The sequence below is a fragment of the Candidatus Pelagibacter sp. uisw_138 genome (assembly GCF_059512485.2).
Genome location: NZ_CM183453.2, coordinates 369,434 through 386,810, shown reverse-complemented (window position 1 = coordinate 386,810; position 17,377 = coordinate 369,434). Strand labels below are relative to the sequence as shown.

Genomic DNA, 17,377 nt, shown 5'->3' with positions numbered 1-17,377 from the left:
ATTAAATTGAAATTCCACCATCAACAGAAATTGTTGTTCCTGTAGTAAATGTTGCATCGTCTCCAGCCAAATAAACTCCTACAGCAGCTATTTCTTCTGCTGTTCCCAGTCTTCCCATTGGTTGTCTTGCTATAAAATCTTTCTTAGCTTGTACCGGGTCTGGGCTTTGATTAACTCTATCTTGCCAAGAAGGTGAAAATACCGTTCCAGGTGCAATAGAATTACATCTAATATTTTGTTTTACAAAATCTGCAGCTATTGATTTAGTTAAGCCAATTACCGCTCCTTTTGTAGTTCCGTAAACAAATCTATTTGGAAATCCTTTAAGGCTTGAGGCGCATGAGGAAACATTAATTATACTTCCACTATTCTGTTTAACCATTAAAGGTAAAATTGCTTTACACATTTGATACATAGATTTAACATTTACATCAAAAGAAAAATCCCAATCTTTTTCTTCACAATCTAAAATAGTTCCATGGTGAACAAAGCCCACTGCATTGAACAAAACATCAACTCTATCTACGCTTTTCATAAATTCCAAAATAGCATTATTGTCTGTTGAGTCTAGAGTGTGAACTTTAATTTTAGGATATTCTTTATTTAATTCAGCTAAAGTTTTATCATTTAAATCTGTTGCAGTTACATTTGCACCTTCACTATGAAATGCTATAGCGGTTGCTTTGCCAATTCCCTGGCCTGCAGCTGTTACAATAATATTTTTACCTTCTAGTCTATTGCTCATGTTTTTTCCTTTTTTTAATGTGAATGCCTAGGCATTCCTTTTGTGTTTGTTATATCTAAATATAAAGATTCAGTCTCTAAGCAAGCACCAGTTTCAAGTTGACCCACCATTTTTCTTGAAATTTCTTGCCACGGTGTTTGGTTTATTAATACTGGGATCTTTGTATTTTTTTTTCTCTCAGCAATCTCTGCCTCTGATATTAATAAATCAATTCTTCTATTAATAAGATCGATCTTAATTTTATCTCCTGTTTGGACTATCAATAAATCACCACCAATGGCCGATTCTGGTGAAACATTCAATATAGATGGACTTTCAGAGGTGCCACTTTGTCTGCCATCTCCTAATGTAGGAAGAGTATTAATGCCCTTTTTCAACAATCTATCTGGTGGCTGCATATTCACAACTTCTGCTGATCCAGGATATCCAACAGGTCCGCAACCTCTAATCATTAAAATTGAATTTTCATCTATATTTAACTTTTCATCATTAATTCTTGCATGATAATCTTCTGGACCTTCAAATATTACTGCATTTGCCTCAAATACATTTTTATTTTTGGGATCTGATAAGTATCTTTTTCTAAACTCCTCACTAATAACTGATGTTTTCATAACAGCAGAATTGAAAAAATTACTTCTCATAACAATATAGCCAGCATTTTCTACTAATGGATTTGCAAATGATTTAATAACATCTGTATCAACATCTATCTTAATCTTTAAATTCTCTTCTACAGTTTTCCCAGATACCGTGAGTACATTTTTATGTAATTTATTATTTTTTAATAATTCTTGCATAATAGCTGGAATACCACCAGCGCTGTGAAATCTTTCCATCAAGTGTTCTCCCGCAGGCTGACAATTTACTAATAATGGGATATCGTGACCTAGTGTTTGCCAATTTTCTATATCTAATTCTAAACCCATATGTCTTGCTATAGCGGTAAGGTGTGGAGGACAGTTGCTTGATGCACCGATGGCACTTGCAACTAAGATTGCATTTTCAAATGCTTCTTTGGTCATAATTTTCGAAGGGGTTAAATCTTCATGAACCATATCGACAATTCTTTTTCCTGTTTCAAATGAGATTTGTGATCTCTCCCTATATGGAGCGGGTATAACTGCACAACCTGTCAAAGACATTCCCAAAGCTTCTGCTATAGAGTTCATAGATGAAGCAGTTCCCATTGTATTACAATGACCTATACTTGGTGCCGATGCAGCAACCATATCCATAAATTCATCATAAGTAATCTCTCCTTTTGCATGGAGTTTTCTTGCTTCCCAAACAACAGTTCCTGATCCAACTTTTTTTCCTTTATAGTTTCCATCAAGCATTGGACCACCTGATAAAACTATAGCTGGAATATTTACAGTTGCTGCAGCCATTAATGCTGCTGGTGTAGTCTTATCACAACCAGTTGTTAAAATTACTCCATCTATAGGATACCCAAATAAAACTTCTACCAAAGATAAATAAGATAAATTTCTATCCAAACCTGCTGTGGGTCTCTTGCCCGTTTCTTGAATAGGATGAGTTGGAAATTCAATAGGTATTCCTCCAGCTTGTCTAATCCCATCCTTAATTCTACTACTTAATTCTAGAAAATGTCTATTGCATGGCGATAGATCACTACCTGATTGTGCAATTCCAATTATAGGTTTTCCTGATTGTAATTCTTGTCTTGTCATTCCATAGTTTAAATATCTCTCCAGATATAAAGCTGTAAGAGCTGGATCATTTGGATTATCAAACCACTGTTTGCTTCTTAATTCTTTTTTTTTCATATTTATTAATTGGTTATAACCAACCTTTATCGACTACGTAATCTTGATTAGTGCATCCAGATGATGCATTAGATGCAAAGAATAAGACTGGTTTAGCAATATCAGATGGTATTAATTTATGCTTTAGGCACTGTTTTTTCATCATATCAGCTTCAGATTCAGGTGTTAACCACTTCTCAATTTGTCTCTCTGTCATCACCCAACCGGGAACTACTGAGTTTACCCTTATGTCAAATTCACCAAGGTCTCTTGCAAAAGATCTTGTTAAACCTACAACGCCAGATTTAGCAGCAGTATAAGCAGGCATTCCACCTTGTCCAATCATCCATGAAACAGACCCAATATTTATAATAGAGCCACCTTTATTTGCTATCATTCCTTTTTTAACTGACTGAACTGTAAAAAAATAATGTCTTAAATTAATGTTCATTCTTTCGTTCCAAAATTCTTCAGTTACTTCATCGATAGAATGTCTCTCGTCATTTGCTGCATTATTTACCAAAACATCAATTGCTCCATTATTATCAATAATTTTTGAAATAGTATTTTGTAAATCTTTTATATTTAATAAATCACACTTTATAAAAGTTGGAATAGAAAAATTTTTGTTTTTACATTCTAGAACTAATTTATTTGATGCTTCTACATTTATATCTATAAAATATACTTCTGAACCTTGTTCACAAAAATGCTCTACTATAGATGCACCAATTCCAGAACCACCTCCTGTAATAAAAATTCTCTTATTTTTTAAATCTCCATAAATAGCTGTCATTCAAATCCTCTTTTTTGAATCTTTATCAAATAAAGAAATTTGAGATGTATCAATATTTAATTTTAAATCTTTATTTATTTCTATATCAAATGTGGAAGAAAATTTACCCAGAACTTGTTGACCTAAATAATCAAATGTTACTATTTGTTCATGACCTGTATATTCTAATAGCTCTGATTTTAAACTGATTTCAAAACATTCAGGATTGATTTTTTCAAAATAAATATGTTCTGGTCTAATTCCTAAATAAGCCGATACTTCATTGCCATCAAATTTATTTTTAAAAGAATAATTTCCAACTGGTATTTTAACACTATCATTTGAACCATTTGGCATAAAAACAATATCATTGTTATCTTTTGTTAACTTACCTTCAACCAAATTCATTGATGGAGATCCAATAAAATCTGCAACAAAAATACTTTCTGGCTTGTTGTAAATATTTTTAGGAGTGTCACATTGTTGGATTAGTCCATGATCCATGATGGCAATATTTGTACCTAAGCTCATTGCCTCTGTTTGATCATGAGTAACATAAACTATAGTTGTACCAAGTTTTTGATGCAGTTTTTTAATTTCTCTTCTCATTTCAACTCTTAATTTTGCGTCAAGATTTGATAACGGTTCATCAAATAAAAAAATTTTAGGATCTCTTACTAATGCTCTACCCATTGCAACACGTTGACGTTGACCACCAGATAATTGAGATGGTTTTCTATCTAATAGTTGAGTTATTTGTAATAAATTAGAAACATCATCTAATGCTTTTGCTATTTTTTCTTTTGGGGTTTTTCTTTGCTCTAAACCAAATGTTACATTCTTTCTAACAGTCATTGCTGGATAAAGAGCGTAAGACTGAAATACTAAAGCAATATCTCTGTCACTTGGCTCCATATTATTCACAATATGATCGTCTATTAAAATATCTCCACTATTAGAGGTTTCTAGACCAGCTATAGTGTTTAATAATGTCGATTTTCCACAGCCAGATGGTCCTAAAAGCACAAGAAATTCACCATGTTTAATATCTAGGTTAATTCCTTTTAAAACTTCCGTTTTTCCAAAATTTTTATTGATGTCATTAATTTTTAAAGTTGCCATATTATCCTTTCACTGATCCAGCTGTTAGTCCTTTGATAAAATAATTTCCAGCAAGAATATAAACTATTAATGTCGGAATTCCCGTAATGATTGCTGCTGCCATATCTACGTTGTATCTTTTGACAGCTGTGCCTGTTAAAACCAAGTTATTAAGAGCAACTTGAATTGGTGCAGATTCACCAAATGAAAAAGTAGCGCCAAATAAAAAATCATTCCACACTTGTGTAAATTGCCAAATAACAGTTACAACTATTATTGGTATAGAAATTGGTAAAATGATTTTAAAAAATATTTTAAAAAAACCAGCACCATCTATTCTTGCAGCTCTTACCATTTCATCTGAAATTGATACATAGTAATTTCTACAAAATAAAGTTGTAAAACAAATTCCATAAACAACATGAACTAGTATTAGTCCATTTATAGAATTTGAAATTCCAAGAACGCCTAATGTTCTAGCCATCGGCAACAAAATTGCCTGGTATGGGATAAATGTGCCAAATAAAAATAATAGAAAGACATATGAATCTCCTTTAAATCTCCATTTTGTTAAAGCATAACCGTTAATAGCACCAAGTAAAGTTGATATAACAACAGCAGGGACTACTAGTTTTATTGAGTTCCAAAAATAAGGTTTAAGAAAAACATCACCTCCTGTATAGCCTGTTCCATCCCAAGCTTGTTTCCAGGCATCAAATTTTAAAGAACCAGGTAATGAAAATAAATTTCCCTGTCTAATTTCAGGCATTGTTTTAAATGAAGTTACAATCATAACATAAAGTGGAGTTAAATAATAAATGACAAAAACTCCCAATATAAAATATAAAATCCATCTATAGATTGTATTTTTTCTTTTAGAATTTGCTTCTAATTTGTTTAGTTTTAAAGTTTCTTTATCTTGCATCTTCCCTCTTTAGTTCTGAATATAAATATGGCACAACAATTGCTGATACTGTTAAAAACATCATGATAGCACTTGCTGATGCTAAACCAACTTCACTTCTATGAAATGCCATAGTCGTCATAAACACTGCTGGCATATCTGATGAAATTCCTGGTCCACCTGAAGTTAGTGCTATAATCAAATCATAACTCTTAATTGATAGGTGAACTAAAATTACTATTGCACTCATAAAAACTGGCCGCATCATTGGAAGAATAATTTTGCTGTAAATTGAAAATATTCCTGCACCATCAATTTTCGCAGCTTTAATAATTTCATCATCAACCGATCTTAGACCTGCTAAAAAAATTGCCATTATAAATCCAGATGATTGCCACACACCGGCTATTACTATTGTGTATATTGACATCTCAGGTGTCACCAACCAATCAAATTTAAAGGTCTCAAAACCCATATCGTGCGCAAATTTTTCAATGCCTAGTGTTGGATTTAGGACCCATTTCCAAGCAGTCCCCGTTACAATAAATGATAAAGCCATAGGGTATAAGTAAATTGTTCTTAAAAAACCTTCAGCTCTAATCTTTTGATCAAGTAAAACTGAAAGAAGAATTCCAATAGCAATGCATAGAATAATAAATAAAACTGTAAATATAAGTAAATTTTCTACTGCTACGTGCCATCTTGGCATTTTCCACAGTCTGATATACTGGTCTATTCCCCAAAGTTCATATCTTGGCAACATCTTGGACTTAGTAAAAGAGATGTATATCGTCCAAAAAATGAAGCCATAGACAAACCATGACAAAATTCCAAGTGATGGAGTTAAAACTAATTTAGGTAAATTTTTTTTTAACCAAAACATATTTTATAATTAAATCTGCGCTATCATTTTCATGACAGCGCAAATCTTAATATACTTTTTTTATTAAAGTGAAGCCTTAACTGCTGCTGCTAATTTTTTTGCAGCGTCAGACGAAGACATTGTTGAGTTGAAATGCTCAGTAACCACATCTTGAATTGCACCTTTTTGTGCAAGTTTTAATGCCATACCGTGAGCAAAACTTGGTAGTAATCCACCTTTAGAAGCAGCAGTTTTTAAGTCTGCGTTTGATTTTTTAGCACACATATCAAACTCATCCATAGAAACGTCTAATCTTGCAGGTATCGAACCTTTGTAGATGTTAAAAACTTTTTGGAAGTTTTTTCCCATCATTAAGCTAGCAAGTAGTTTTTGACCTTCAACTTTTTCTTTACCTTTTACTTTGAAGAAAATAAATGAATCTACATTGTAAAGATATCCATTATCAGATGGAGTTGGTGCACAGATATAATCTTTTCCTGGCGCCTGGTTGTTAGCAGAAAACTCGCCTTTTGCCCAGTCACCCATGATTTGAAAAGCAGCTTTGCCTTCCATAACCATACCAGTAGCTATGTTCCAGTCTCTTCCTGGAGAACCAGCATCTGTGTAACCTTTAAGTTTTCTCATTTGGTCAAATACTTTAGTCATAGTTGCTCCACCTAAAGTAGCAGGATCTAATTCTACAAAAGCTTTTCTGTAAAAATCATTTCCACCAATACCAAGAGCTACAGCTTCGAATACTGTTGCATCTTGCCAAGGCTGACTACCATGAGCTAAAGGAATAATTCCTTTTGCTTGAAGCTTATCTGCTGCAGCATTAAATTCCGACCAAGTAGAAGGCATTTTAATACCATTTTCATCTAAAACTTTTTTATTAGCCCAGATCCAGTCAATTCTGTGAATGTTTACAGGTGCAGCACAATATGCTTTACCATCATCACACTTCATATGACTTGCAACTTGTTTACTTAAAAGATTGTCCCAACCTTCTTTTTGTGCAACAGCATCAATGTTGTAAGGTCCAACCACACCTTCTTCATCATACTCTTGAATTGTAGGACCTTTAATTTGTGCAGCAGCTGGTGCATCGTTAGCAACTATTCTAGCTTTTAGTGTTTGCATTGCTGCATCTCCACCACCACCAGAAACAGGCATATCTAACCATATTCCACCTTGTGCTGCAAAATCATCTTGTAGTACTTTTAAAGCTTTTGCTTCACCACCACCAGTCCACCAGTGCAATACCTCAGCCTTAGGTGCTGCAAATGAAACACTTGGTGTAAGAGCTAGAGCTATTAAAGCAACTAACAGTTTTTTCATTTTCATTTTATTCCCTCTCATTTGTTAATAGAAAATTAATCGGTTTGATTAATTTATAAAAATGAACTCTATTAAAAAAAAAAATTTATTAAAACATAAAAGAACGTCACACAACTTTAGGTTGATCCTTATTTTATGTAATTAAGCATTGGTTTATGTGGAAAAAAAAAATTATTAAATATTAATAATCTATTTATAATTGAACTAATTTAATAACTAGTTTTTCTACCTAATCTTGCTGCACCACGTACACCACTTGCATCTCCATACTTAGGTTTTAAAAAAACACCTTCATATTCTTTTCCTATAACATATTTTTTAGTTAAGTTTTCTATTTCATCAAAAAAATCTATTTCATTTGTAACACCACCACCAAATATAAAAACATCTGGATCGAGAATATTAACTATAACTGCCAAAGACATTGCAAGATTGGTTTTGAATTCCTCTATCATATTTTCTGCATCCAACTCGTGCTTTCTATAGAGTTCAAATATTTCGTTAGCTTTTAAATTTTTTTTAAACCTTTTATTAAATCTTTTTGCTAAACCTAATCCAGATACAAAACTTTCAACCTCTGCATCTCTTAGATTTAATGTCTTAAGCTCCTCTTTTTGGGCAGCCATAAACGGTAGCTGATTGTGACCCCATTCACCAGCAACACCATTAGGTCCTGAAACAATTTGTTTATCTATAACCAATCCACCTCCTGCACCAGATCCAAGAATAATTCCGTATACAATTTTATAGTGTTTACCAGCACCATCTATTGACTCAGATAATGCAAAACAATTTCCATCATTTTCACAAAAAACTTCTCTATTTAAAGCTTCACGTAGACTTTTTTGAAAAGGTCGTTTTTCAATCCAAACACAGTTAGGTGCATTTTTAACTAGTCCTGTTTGTGGTGAATGAACACCTGGATGACATACTCCCACTGGTAATGTCTGATTATGTTTTTTTTCTAAATCAACAACAACATTTTTTATGGTTTGTATTATTGAAATATAATCTTTTGGACAGTCTCTTCTACTTCTGTCAACTTCTTCACCATTATCCTTTAAAATAACACTTTCTATTTTTGTAGCACCGACATCAAATCCAATTTGCATGACTTAATATGTTGCTCTTCCACCACTTAAATCAAAGACTGCAGCTGTTGAAAAAGAATTCTCTTCTGCAGCCAACCAAGTAACCAATGATGCTAATTCATCAACTTTAGCAAATCTATTTCTTGGAATTTTAGAAAGCATATAATTTATATGTTCTTCAGTCATTTGATCAAAAATTCTAGTCTTAGCTGCTGCTGGTGTTACAGCATTAACAGCAATATTTTTATCTGCTAATTCTTTACCTAAAGATTTTGTAAGACCTATAACCCCTGCTTTTGCTGTGCTATATGCGCTAGCATTTGGGTTTCCCTCTTTTCCTGCAATAGAAGCAATATTTACTATTCTTCCATAGTTATTTTTAATCATGTGTGGTGCTATTGCTTTACAGCAATAAAAAACTGAATTTAAATCTAAGTTCATTACTTTTAGCCATTCATCATTAGGATAATTCCAAACTTGTGTATTTTTACCTGCCATACCTGCATTATTAATAAAAATATCAATATTTTTTTCTTTAGTACTTTGTTCTATATTCTTTGTAATATCATCAAAGTTAGTTACATCCACTATTTGATAACTACATTTTTCTGATGAAAGTTCTTTTAAAGCTTCATCTATAGCTTTTTGGTCAATATCCCAAATTATAACTTCAGCACCAGATTCTAGAAATCTTTTTGTAATAGCATAGCCAAAACCTTGAGCCCCACCAGTTACTATTGCTCTTCTACCTTTTAAATTATAATTATTCATGTGTTGACCTTCTATTTTAATTTTTTTTTAATTTAATTATTTTAGTTTTTTTCTTAAATAGTGGAAAAAGTAAAGCTATTATTGCTAAAATAAAAAATGTTAACGCTATCGGTCTTGTTAAAAACATTAACCAATTACCATCAAATATTACTAATGATTGTCTTAACGTTCCTTCAACTAGCTCACCTAAAATCAATCCTATAATAACTGGCACTACAGAAAAACCATATCTTCTCATAAAAAAACCTATAACACCAAAAAATAACATTATCCAAACATCTGTAGTAGATTGACTTAAAGAATAAGTCCCACAAACTGAAAGTGCGAAAATCATTGGCCACAAAATCTTGTTAGGCACCAAAGTAATTCTTGCAAAAAGTTTTGCTCCAAAAAAGCCAAAAATAAAAAACAATATATTTGCAATCAACATTGATCCAAAAATTCCATATAAAAATTCTGGTTGTTCTCTGAATAAATCTGGCCCTGGTCTCACTCCATGAATTATTAAACCAGTTAAAATTACAGCAGTAGTTGCACTTCCAGGAATTCCTAATGCTAATGTTGGTACCATCGCTCCTCCTGTTGCAGCATTATTTGCAGCCTCTGCTCCGGCAATTCCTTCTATAGATCCTTTGCCAAATTCTTCTGGATTTTTTGACCAACGCTTAGCTTCTGAATATCCAATTAAAGAAGCAACTGTTCCTCCCTCAGCTGGTAATACACCAATGAATGAACCTATACCTGAAGATCTGAGAATTGTTTTCCATGTTAGCTTGTAATCTTTTAAAGAAGGTAATTTTACTGCTTTTAATGCAACTCTTTTAAATACTTGGTCTAACATTGTTGATTGGGTTAACATTTCACTAATTGCAAATAATCCAACCACTACAGGAATAAAACCTATTCCTTCTGATAATTCATTTATACCGTAAGTAAATCTGTCTATTGAGGTCATGAAATCTTTTCCAACTGTTGAAATCAAAATACCAAATGCTGCTGCAATCAAATTTTTAACTGGGCTACCTTCCCCAATTGATGCAAGCATGGTTAAGCCAAATATTGCTAAAGCAAAATACTCTGGTTGACCAAATTCATAAGCAAGTTTTGCTAATAAAGGTGCAAAAAAGACTAGAATTATAACACTAAAAATTCCACCGATTGTGCTCGAAACGGTTGCCATACCTAAAGCTCTTCCAGCCTCTCCTTTTTGTGCTAATGGATATCCATCAAGACATGTTGCGGCGGCGGCTGGTGTTCCAGGTGTATTAATCAATATTGCTGTAATTGCCCCACCATATGTTCCGGCACAATAAATTGCTGTCAAAAGTACAATTGCTGAAAGTGGATCGAGTGTCATTGTAAAAGGTAAAATTAATGCGCCACCAGTTGTCGGACCCAGTCCCGGTAACACACCCAAAATTAATCCAAATAAAGTTCCAAAAAATAAAACTATTAATAGCTTAGAACTAAATAGAGGAGCTAACATATAAGATAAATTTTCCATATTAATTATAATAAATATTAGTGATTATTCCTGGTGGAAATCTTAAACCTAAAAATGTTTCAAAAAATATAAATACAATTACTGGAAATAATATACTAACAATTAAAAGATAAATTATTCTTTTTTCTCCCCAATAATAAGAAACTAAAGCTGAAAAAACTGAAATAGCTAAGAAAAAATCTAATGTTTTTGCAATTACTAAAAATAAAACAAAAGCTATCAGTGTTATAAAAAATGACTTGGGTAATTTACTCTCTTTTTTCCAGGGTGTTTTAATTGATAAATAAAAAACAACTGAAGTTAAAAAAATTATTAAAATCAATAATGCTTTAGGAAATGTAGCAGGCTGAATACCTCTATTTAAAATTGGTGGAACTGCATCAAATGAGAATGTTGTTATTAATAAAATTAATGAAATTAATATTATTATAAAAGATACTTTAAAAGAACTTTTAAAAAAAAAGGGCAAACTACTTTTGTTTGCCCTTTTTTTCTTTAGTACATTATTCATATAAAAAATGTACCGTTTTTAATTACTTAAGGTAACCTAAAGCTTTTAACTGAGCAGTCATTTCTTTAAGCATTTCTTCCATTTGCTTACCCCACTCATCAGCACCAACTACACTAGTGTCATCAAGACCAATTTCAGTTAAGAAATTTTTGTAATAGTTATGTCCCATAGCTTTCATCATTCCAGCTTCAAGCTCTTTAACTCTTGCTGCAGGAGCACCTTTTTTGGTTACAAATCCTCTCACAGTAGATAAAGAAACCGGTATTCCCAATTCTTTAGCTGTTGGAGAATCTCCAATTTTAGCCATTCTTTCGTTTGCAAGAACCACAGAAACACACAATGTTCCTTCATTAATCTCTGTTAATGCTTCACCTAAATTTAAAACACCCACATCAATATCTCCTTTGATTAAGTTTGTTTTAATTGGCGCAACACCTTTGTATGCAACGATAGTAGGATCTTTTAATCCACCTTTTTTTGTAAAAGCAATTGCACTTACATCATCAATTCCACCTGTATGAGTTGTTCCATACTTAAGTGACTTTGATTTTTGAACACTAATGAATTTTTTAGCGTCTTTAATGTCAGCTTTACAATTAACAACAAATAATTGAGGATCATCAGTTCCTCTTGCTAAAGGTTGCATATCACTTAATTTAACTTTTGTTTTACCTAGTGCCATAGAAACGGCATGACCAGTAGTCCAAGTTAAAGTGTGTTGACCATCAGCAGGTAAGCTCATCATGTAATCCATGGATACAGCTCCACCACCACCTTTTTTGTTAACTAATTGCATATCTTGCTTAAGAACTCTTCTTGCTCTTAAAAGCATCATTCTAGTAGTTACATCAGTACCACCACCAAAACCTGCGTGCGTAATTGCTTGAATAGCACCATCTGCTTTCGCAGACGTAGTTACTAAAGGTAATGCAATCACAAAAAATTCAGCTACTACAAAAGCAGTAACTAAAAAAGCTTTAAATGTTTTTTTCATTATTTCCCTCTCGTTTGTTATTATTTAATATTTGTAATATAAATATCACACAAGTAAAAAGCTACTGTAAAAAATAATTAAGTACAATAAATAATAATGAAACATAAAAAAAAAATTGCTTTACTACTAGGTGACCCATCGGGTATAGGGCCTGAACTAATTTCAAAATTATTAACAGAAAAAATTACCGGTAAAGCTAATATTGTAGTGATTGGTGAAAAAAATATTCTTGATGAAGGAAATAAAATTTCAGGAAAATCACAAAATTTAAAAGTTGTAGAAAACTTTGATCAAATTAATTTTGAAAGTGGAGATAAATTTTTCCTAGATATTTCTAATGGTAAAAATCATAACTATAAATTATCTGAATGCTCAAAAGAATCAGGTGAGAGTGTTTTGGACGCTTTAAATTTAGCATTAGATTTAGCAAAAGAAAATAAAATTGATGCAATTAACTTTGGTCCCTTTAATAAAACAAGTTTAAAACTGGGAGGTAATAAGTTTTCTGATGAACTTCATTTAATGGCTGAAAAATTAGAAGTAAAAAATTTTTTTTGTGAATTTAATGTTGTGGACAATTTTTGGACTGCTCGGGTTACTTCTCACATACCCATTAGCGAAGTTCCTTCACATATAAAAAAAGAAAAAATTATTAAGCCCATTAAATTGATTAATGAAGCGATGATACTTAATGGTGTGAAAAACCCTAGAGTTGCCGTTCAAGCTCTTAACCCCCATGCAGAATTTGGAACAGAAGAAAAAGATGAAATCATTCCAGCTATTGAACTAGCTAAAAGTTTGGGTATTAATGCTGATGGTCCACTACCATGTGACACGTCTTTTATTACTGCTTTTAAAAATAAAAAACATGACTGTATTGTTGGTATGTATCATGATGCACTACAATCTGGTTTAAAAGCATTTGGCTTTGATAGGGGTGTTACTGTTCAAGGTGGCTTGCCAGTTCCAATAACAACTCCAGCACATGGAACTGCCTTTGATATTGCTGGAAAAAATGAGGCTAATTTAGAACCTACTTTAAATTCTTTTAAAATTGCATTAACAATGGCTGAAAATAAATCTAATGACTAAAATTAAAAGTATCAAAACTACTGTTTATCAATGGAAAGGTAAAACTGTTCCTCCTCAAAAAAACTTTTGTACAAATGCTTCTGATGTACTTTATGAAAAATCAGATGCAATGGGCTCTTTTAGATTTCATGAATGGTTGGTTTGCGAGATTGAGACAGATGATGGGGTTATCGGAATTGGTAACGCAGCTTTGGCGCCTCAAGTTACAAAAAAAACTATCGATGTATATTTAAAGCCATTGGTCATTGGTGAAGACCCTTTTGATTATGCTTACATTTGGGAAAAAATGTATAGAAGAACTTTAGCTTGGGGAAGAAAAGGCGTTGGTATGACGGCGATTTCAGCAATTGATATTGCTATTTGGGATATTATTGGAAAAATAACAAAAAAACCTGTTTTCAAATTATTGGGTGGAAGAACAAAAGAGAAAATTCCTGTTTATGCATCTAAACTTTACAGTCAGCCACTAAATGAACTTCAAAAAGAAGCTGAACTTTATAAAAGTCAAGGTTTCAATATGTATAAAATGAGATTTGGGTGGGGACCACAAGATGGACCTGAGGGAATGAAAAATAATATTCAATTAGTTGAAGCTGTAAGAGAGGTTATAGGAGAAGATGCGGATCTAATGCTTGAATGTTATATGGGTTGGAATTTAGACTATTCTAAAAGAATGATGCCTAAATTAATGAAGTTTAATCCAAGATGGTTAGAAGAGCCTGTAATAGCCGATGATATTCACGGGTATGCAGAACTTAATAATATGAACATGATACCTATTTCCGGTGGCGAGCATGAGTTTACCTTATTTGGTTTTAAACAATTATTAGATTTAAAAGCAATAAGTTATATCCAATACGACACTAATAGAGTTGGTGGTATAACTGCTGCTCAAAAAATTAATGCGTTAGCTGAAGCATATCAGGTTCCTGTTGTTCCGCATGCAGGCCAAATGCATAATTATCATTTAACAATGGCAAATGTAAATTGCCCTATTTCAGAATACTTCCCAGTACATGATGTAGAAATTGGTAATGAGTTATTTTATTATATCTTTGAGGGAGATCCCACTCCAATAAATGGTTTTATAGATTTAAAAGATGACTTACCTGGATTGGGTCTGACACTTACTGATAAATATAAATCAGACTTTACAATAATAGAATAATTAACCTTTAATGCCCATGTGAGTATATTTAACATTAAGGTAATCTTTTATAGCCATTGACCCACCTTCTCTACCGTATCCACTTTGTTTAATTCCACCAAATGGGGCTTCAGCAATTGCAACCGCTCCAGTATTAACTGCTACAGATCCTGTTTCTAATTTTTCTGATGCAAGGTGTGCTGTTTCCATAGAATTAGTACAAACATAACTACATAAACCAAGATCATTATCATTGGCTCTTTCAATAACTTCATCAAAAGATTTAAATGATAGTATTGGAACTAATGGTCCAAATGGTTCTTGTTTCATAATGGTATAATCATCTTTTACATCATCAAAAACTGTTGGCTCATAATAAAAACCTTTATTAAAGCCCGCTGGTCTTTTTCCACCTAATAAAACTTTAGCACCTTCTTGTTTAGTTTTTTCAACTAATTCCTCAACTTCATTTAATCTTTTTTGAGTTGTTAATGGACCTAATTGAGTATCTGGATCCATTCCATTTCCAATTTTTAACTTTTTTGTTTTTTCTATAAATAAATTTATGAATTCTTCTTTTTTTGATTCATGAATGTAAAATCTATTAGGAGAAATACAAACTTGTCCATTATTTCTAAATTTTGCAGCAATAGCCATATCGGTTGCTTTTTTAACATTAGCATCATCAAAAACTATAAAAGGAGAATGACCACTTAATTCCATTGTTACTCTTTGAACTTTATCAGCAGCTTGTTTTAAAATTAGTTTTCCAACCCTTAAAGATCCAGTAATCGAAATTTTTTTAACTATATCTGATTGAATTAATTGAGAAGCTATACTTGGTGGATCACCTGATAAAAGATTAACAGCTCCTGGTGGAACCCCACATTCTCTACAAATATCAACTAACTCCATCACTACACCAGGTGTAATTGTGTCAGGCTTGATAATTACCGAACAACCTGCAGCAAGTGCAGTTGATATCTTTCTAGCTGCTAAAATAAGTGGAAAGTTCCAAGGTGATAACGCTGCTACAACTCCAACTGGTTGATAATAAACATGTACTCTTGTGTCTTCAAATCTACTTTCAATAGTTTGACCAAAAATTCTTTTTGTCTCTTCAGCATTCCATTCAAAAATATCTGCTGCTCCATTTGTTTCACCAGCACCTTCTGCTAAAGGTTTTCCATTTTCTAAAACCATCCATTTAGCTAGTACATCTTTTTTCTCTCGAAGCTTATCTGCTATACGTCTAAGAATATAAGATCTTTCCCATGGTGTTATTTTTTTCCAAACTTTTAATCCTTTTTCAGCAGATTTTAATGCTTTATCAACATCTGCAGGTGTAGCTTTCGATGCATGACCTAAAACTTCTTCTGTAGCTGGATTGATAACTTCATAAGTTTCCTTACTAGAAGAGGGTGACCAATTGCCATCGATAAATTGTCCAAATTTTTCGTACATAATTTGCTAAACCTTGAGTTGATTCTAAAAAATAATTATTTAAATCTTTAACAAATATGATTAAATCTTACAAATTAATAAAGGAGAAACTTATGAAAAAATATATTGTAATGGGTAATTATACAGCAAAGGCCTTCCAAGGTTTTATGAAGAACCCTAAGCAAGATAGATCAACTGCTGTAAAAGCGTTAACTGAAGCAGTAGGTGGAACTTTTGAATCTTTTTATATTACGAGAGGTCCTTATGATTTCGTTGCAGTCACTTCAGGAGACATGCCTTATGAAAATTTTGCTGGTATAAAATTAGCTGTTGAAGCTAGTGGAACAGTAGAAAATATGGTTATTCTTGAAGAGATGGATATGAGCAAAGCAGCTGAGCTTGCCGCTAAGGCTATGGCTGGCTACAAACCTGCTGGTTAATTATTTATGTCAACTTCCAGTTCAAAAGCTGGAAGTTAGCTAGTTTCGAATAAAGTTGGAAACATTTTACCAGATAAATCATCACCATTTTTATAACCATTATTTTCCATAATAGCTCTTTCTTCTCTAGCCCAATTTCCTCTATAAATAATTTTAGAGTTTTCTTTTGCCATTCTTAATGTGTATCTATGAACATCTTTTTTAGGTGTAACAGTATTTAATCCTCCGTGTAGTGTTCTAATATCAAAATAAATACAGTCACCAACTTCCAGATCCCATTGTAAAAATTCATAATCATCTTTATTTTCTAATATGTTAGGAGTTAATTCATATTTTTTTCCATTAACAACTCCAACCTTGCCATCAACTTCATGGCCATCATTAAATCTTGTTCTTAAAAATAGCTTATCCCATAAATGTGAACCTTTAACCCAAGCAATACCATCTTCTTTTTTAACTGACTCAAGCGGTATCCACAATACACACATAGATCCTTCAAAATCGAAATATGATATATCATGATGAAAAGGTGGTGATGACTTCGACCCTGCTTCCCTAAAAAACCAATTATCCATCACTAAATTAATTTTTTGGGCTTCTAAAAGTTCTGCTGCAATTTTGGGTGTTGGTGAATTAAATACAAAATCTTTAAATTCCTTATGTAAATTCCAAGTCCAAAAATCCTCATAATATCCAGGTAGTTTTTGATCTTTTGTATGATTTACAAATCTTGGACTGGGACTTTCTTTGCCTTTTTTAATTCCATTTTTTAACTTTTCAATCCATGCGTTATCAAATTTGCCTTTAATTAAGACCGCACCATCTTTTTTAAATAGATCTATTTCTACTTTGGTAATAATTTTGCTCATATATTATTATTATAATATAAT

Annotated in this window: 17 protein-coding genes; 3 read left to right on the top strand and 14 right to left on the bottom strand. The window is 32.4% G+C overall.

The features are described 5' to 3' along the window. Position 1 precedes the first annotated feature (1 nt). The 12 genes from AC5YGC_RS01990 to AC5YGC_RS01935 all read right to left on the bottom strand — a co-directional run bounded on the left by AC5YGC_RS01990 (position 2) and on the right by AC5YGC_RS01935 (position 12,365). Positions 2 to 745, bottom strand: coding sequence for an SDR family oxidoreductase (locus AC5YGC_RS01990; RefSeq protein ID WP_496139994.1), 744 nt, complete (start codon positions 743 to 745; stop codon positions 2 to 4). A 14-nt stretch (positions 746 to 759) separates the two neighbouring features. Then, positions 760 to 2,535: an IlvD/Edd family dehydratase gene (locus tag AC5YGC_RS01985; RefSeq protein WP_502314034.1), complete on the bottom strand. Its 1,776-nt coding sequence runs from the start codon at positions 2,533 to 2,535 to the stop codon at positions 760 to 762. Between the two features lie 13 nt (positions 2,536 to 2,548). After that, complete coding sequence (locus tag AC5YGC_RS01980; RefSeq protein ID WP_496139993.1) at positions 2,549 to 3,310, bottom strand: SDR family oxidoreductase; 762 nt, start codon at positions 3,308 to 3,310, stop codon at positions 2,549 to 2,551. Beyond that, positions 3,311 to 4,411, bottom strand: coding sequence for a sn-glycerol-3-phosphate ABC transporter ATP-binding protein UgpC (locus AC5YGC_RS01975; protein ID WP_496139992.1), 1,101 nt, complete (start codon positions 4,409 to 4,411; stop codon positions 3,311 to 3,313). Position 4,412: 1 nt separating this feature from the next. Next, positions 4,413 to 5,315 (bottom strand): ABC transporter permease subunit, encoded by a 903-nt coding sequence (locus tag AC5YGC_RS01970; protein ID WP_496139991.1) that lies wholly within the window; start codon positions 5,313 to 5,315, stop codon positions 4,413 to 4,415. Beyond that, positions 5,305 to 6,177 (bottom strand): ABC transporter permease subunit, encoded by an 873-nt coding sequence (locus tag AC5YGC_RS01965; protein ID WP_496139990.1) that lies wholly within the window; start codon positions 6,175 to 6,177, stop codon positions 5,305 to 5,307. The genes AC5YGC_RS01970 and AC5YGC_RS01965 overlap by 11 nt, the downstream gene beginning before the upstream one ends. A 63-nt stretch (positions 6,178 to 6,240) precedes the next feature. Continuing rightward, positions 6,241 to 7,500 carry an extracellular solute-binding protein gene (locus tag AC5YGC_RS01960; RefSeq protein ID WP_496139989.1) on the bottom strand — a complete coding sequence of 420 codons (1,260 nt, stop codon included), beginning with the start codon at positions 7,498 to 7,500 and terminating at the stop codon, positions 6,241 to 6,243. A 203-nt stretch (positions 7,501 to 7,703) separates the two neighbouring features. After that, positions 7,704 to 8,606, bottom strand: a complete 903-nt coding sequence (locus AC5YGC_RS01955) for an ROK family protein (RefSeq protein ID WP_496139988.1) — start codon at positions 8,604 to 8,606, stop codon at positions 7,704 to 7,706. Positions 8,607 to 8,609: 3 nt separating this feature from the next. Further along, entirely contained in the window at positions 8,610 to 9,356 is a 747-nt protein-coding gene (locus AC5YGC_RS01950) for an SDR family NAD(P)-dependent oxidoreductase (protein ID WP_496139987.1), read from the bottom strand. A 16-nt stretch (positions 9,357 to 9,372) separates the two neighbouring features. Beyond that, positions 9,373 to 10,860 carry a tripartite tricarboxylate transporter permease gene (locus AC5YGC_RS01945; protein ID WP_496139986.1) on the bottom strand — a complete coding sequence of 496 codons (1,488 nt, stop codon included), beginning with the start codon at positions 10,858 to 10,860 and terminating at the stop codon, positions 9,373 to 9,375. Position 10,861: 1 nt separating this feature from the next. Further along, a complete protein-coding gene (locus AC5YGC_RS01940; RefSeq protein WP_496139985.1) occupies positions 10,862 to 11,371 on the bottom strand; it encodes a tripartite tricarboxylate transporter TctB family protein in 510 nt (169 codons plus the stop codon). A gap of 22 nt (positions 11,372 to 11,393) precedes the next feature. Next, positions 11,394 to 12,365 (bottom strand): tripartite tricarboxylate transporter substrate-binding protein, encoded by a 972-nt coding sequence (locus tag AC5YGC_RS01935; RefSeq protein ID WP_496139984.1) that lies wholly within the window; start codon positions 12,363 to 12,365, stop codon positions 11,394 to 11,396. Positions 12,366 to 12,461: 96 nt separating this feature from the next. Between AC5YGC_RS01935 and AC5YGC_RS01930 the strand changes: the two genes are divergently transcribed. After that, complete coding sequence (locus tag AC5YGC_RS01930; protein WP_496139983.1) at positions 12,462 to 13,457, top strand: 4-hydroxythreonine-4-phosphate dehydrogenase PdxA; 996 nt, start codon at positions 12,462 to 12,464, stop codon at positions 13,455 to 13,457. Beyond that, positions 13,450 to 14,625: an enolase C-terminal domain-like protein gene (locus AC5YGC_RS01925; RefSeq protein WP_496139982.1), complete on the top strand. Its 1,176-nt coding sequence runs from the start codon at positions 13,450 to 13,452 to the stop codon at positions 14,623 to 14,625. The genes AC5YGC_RS01930 and AC5YGC_RS01925 overlap by 8 nt, the downstream gene beginning before the upstream one ends. Here the strand turns inward: AC5YGC_RS01925 and AC5YGC_RS01920 are convergent, their stop codons facing one another. Continuing rightward, positions 14,626 to 16,068, bottom strand: a complete 1,443-nt coding sequence (locus tag AC5YGC_RS01920) for an aldehyde dehydrogenase family protein (protein WP_496139981.1) — start codon at positions 16,066 to 16,068, stop codon at positions 14,626 to 14,628. It lies immediately after the preceding gene. A gap of 92 nt (positions 16,069 to 16,160) precedes the next feature. Here AC5YGC_RS01920 and AC5YGC_RS01915 point away from each other — a divergent pair, with 92 nt between their 5' ends. Then, positions 16,161 to 16,487, top strand: a complete 327-nt coding sequence (locus AC5YGC_RS01915; RefSeq protein WP_496139980.1) for a GYD domain-containing protein — start codon at positions 16,161 to 16,163, stop codon at positions 16,485 to 16,487. 35 nt (positions 16,488 to 16,522) lie between these two features. On the opposite strand, the gene AC5YGC_RS01910 is transcribed toward AC5YGC_RS01915, so the two are convergent. Next, a complete protein-coding gene (locus tag AC5YGC_RS01910) occupies positions 16,523 to 17,356 on the bottom strand; it encodes a phytanoyl-CoA dioxygenase family protein (RefSeq protein ID WP_496139979.1) in 834 nt (277 codons plus the stop codon). Between the last annotated feature and the right edge of the window lie 21 nt (positions 17,357 to 17,377).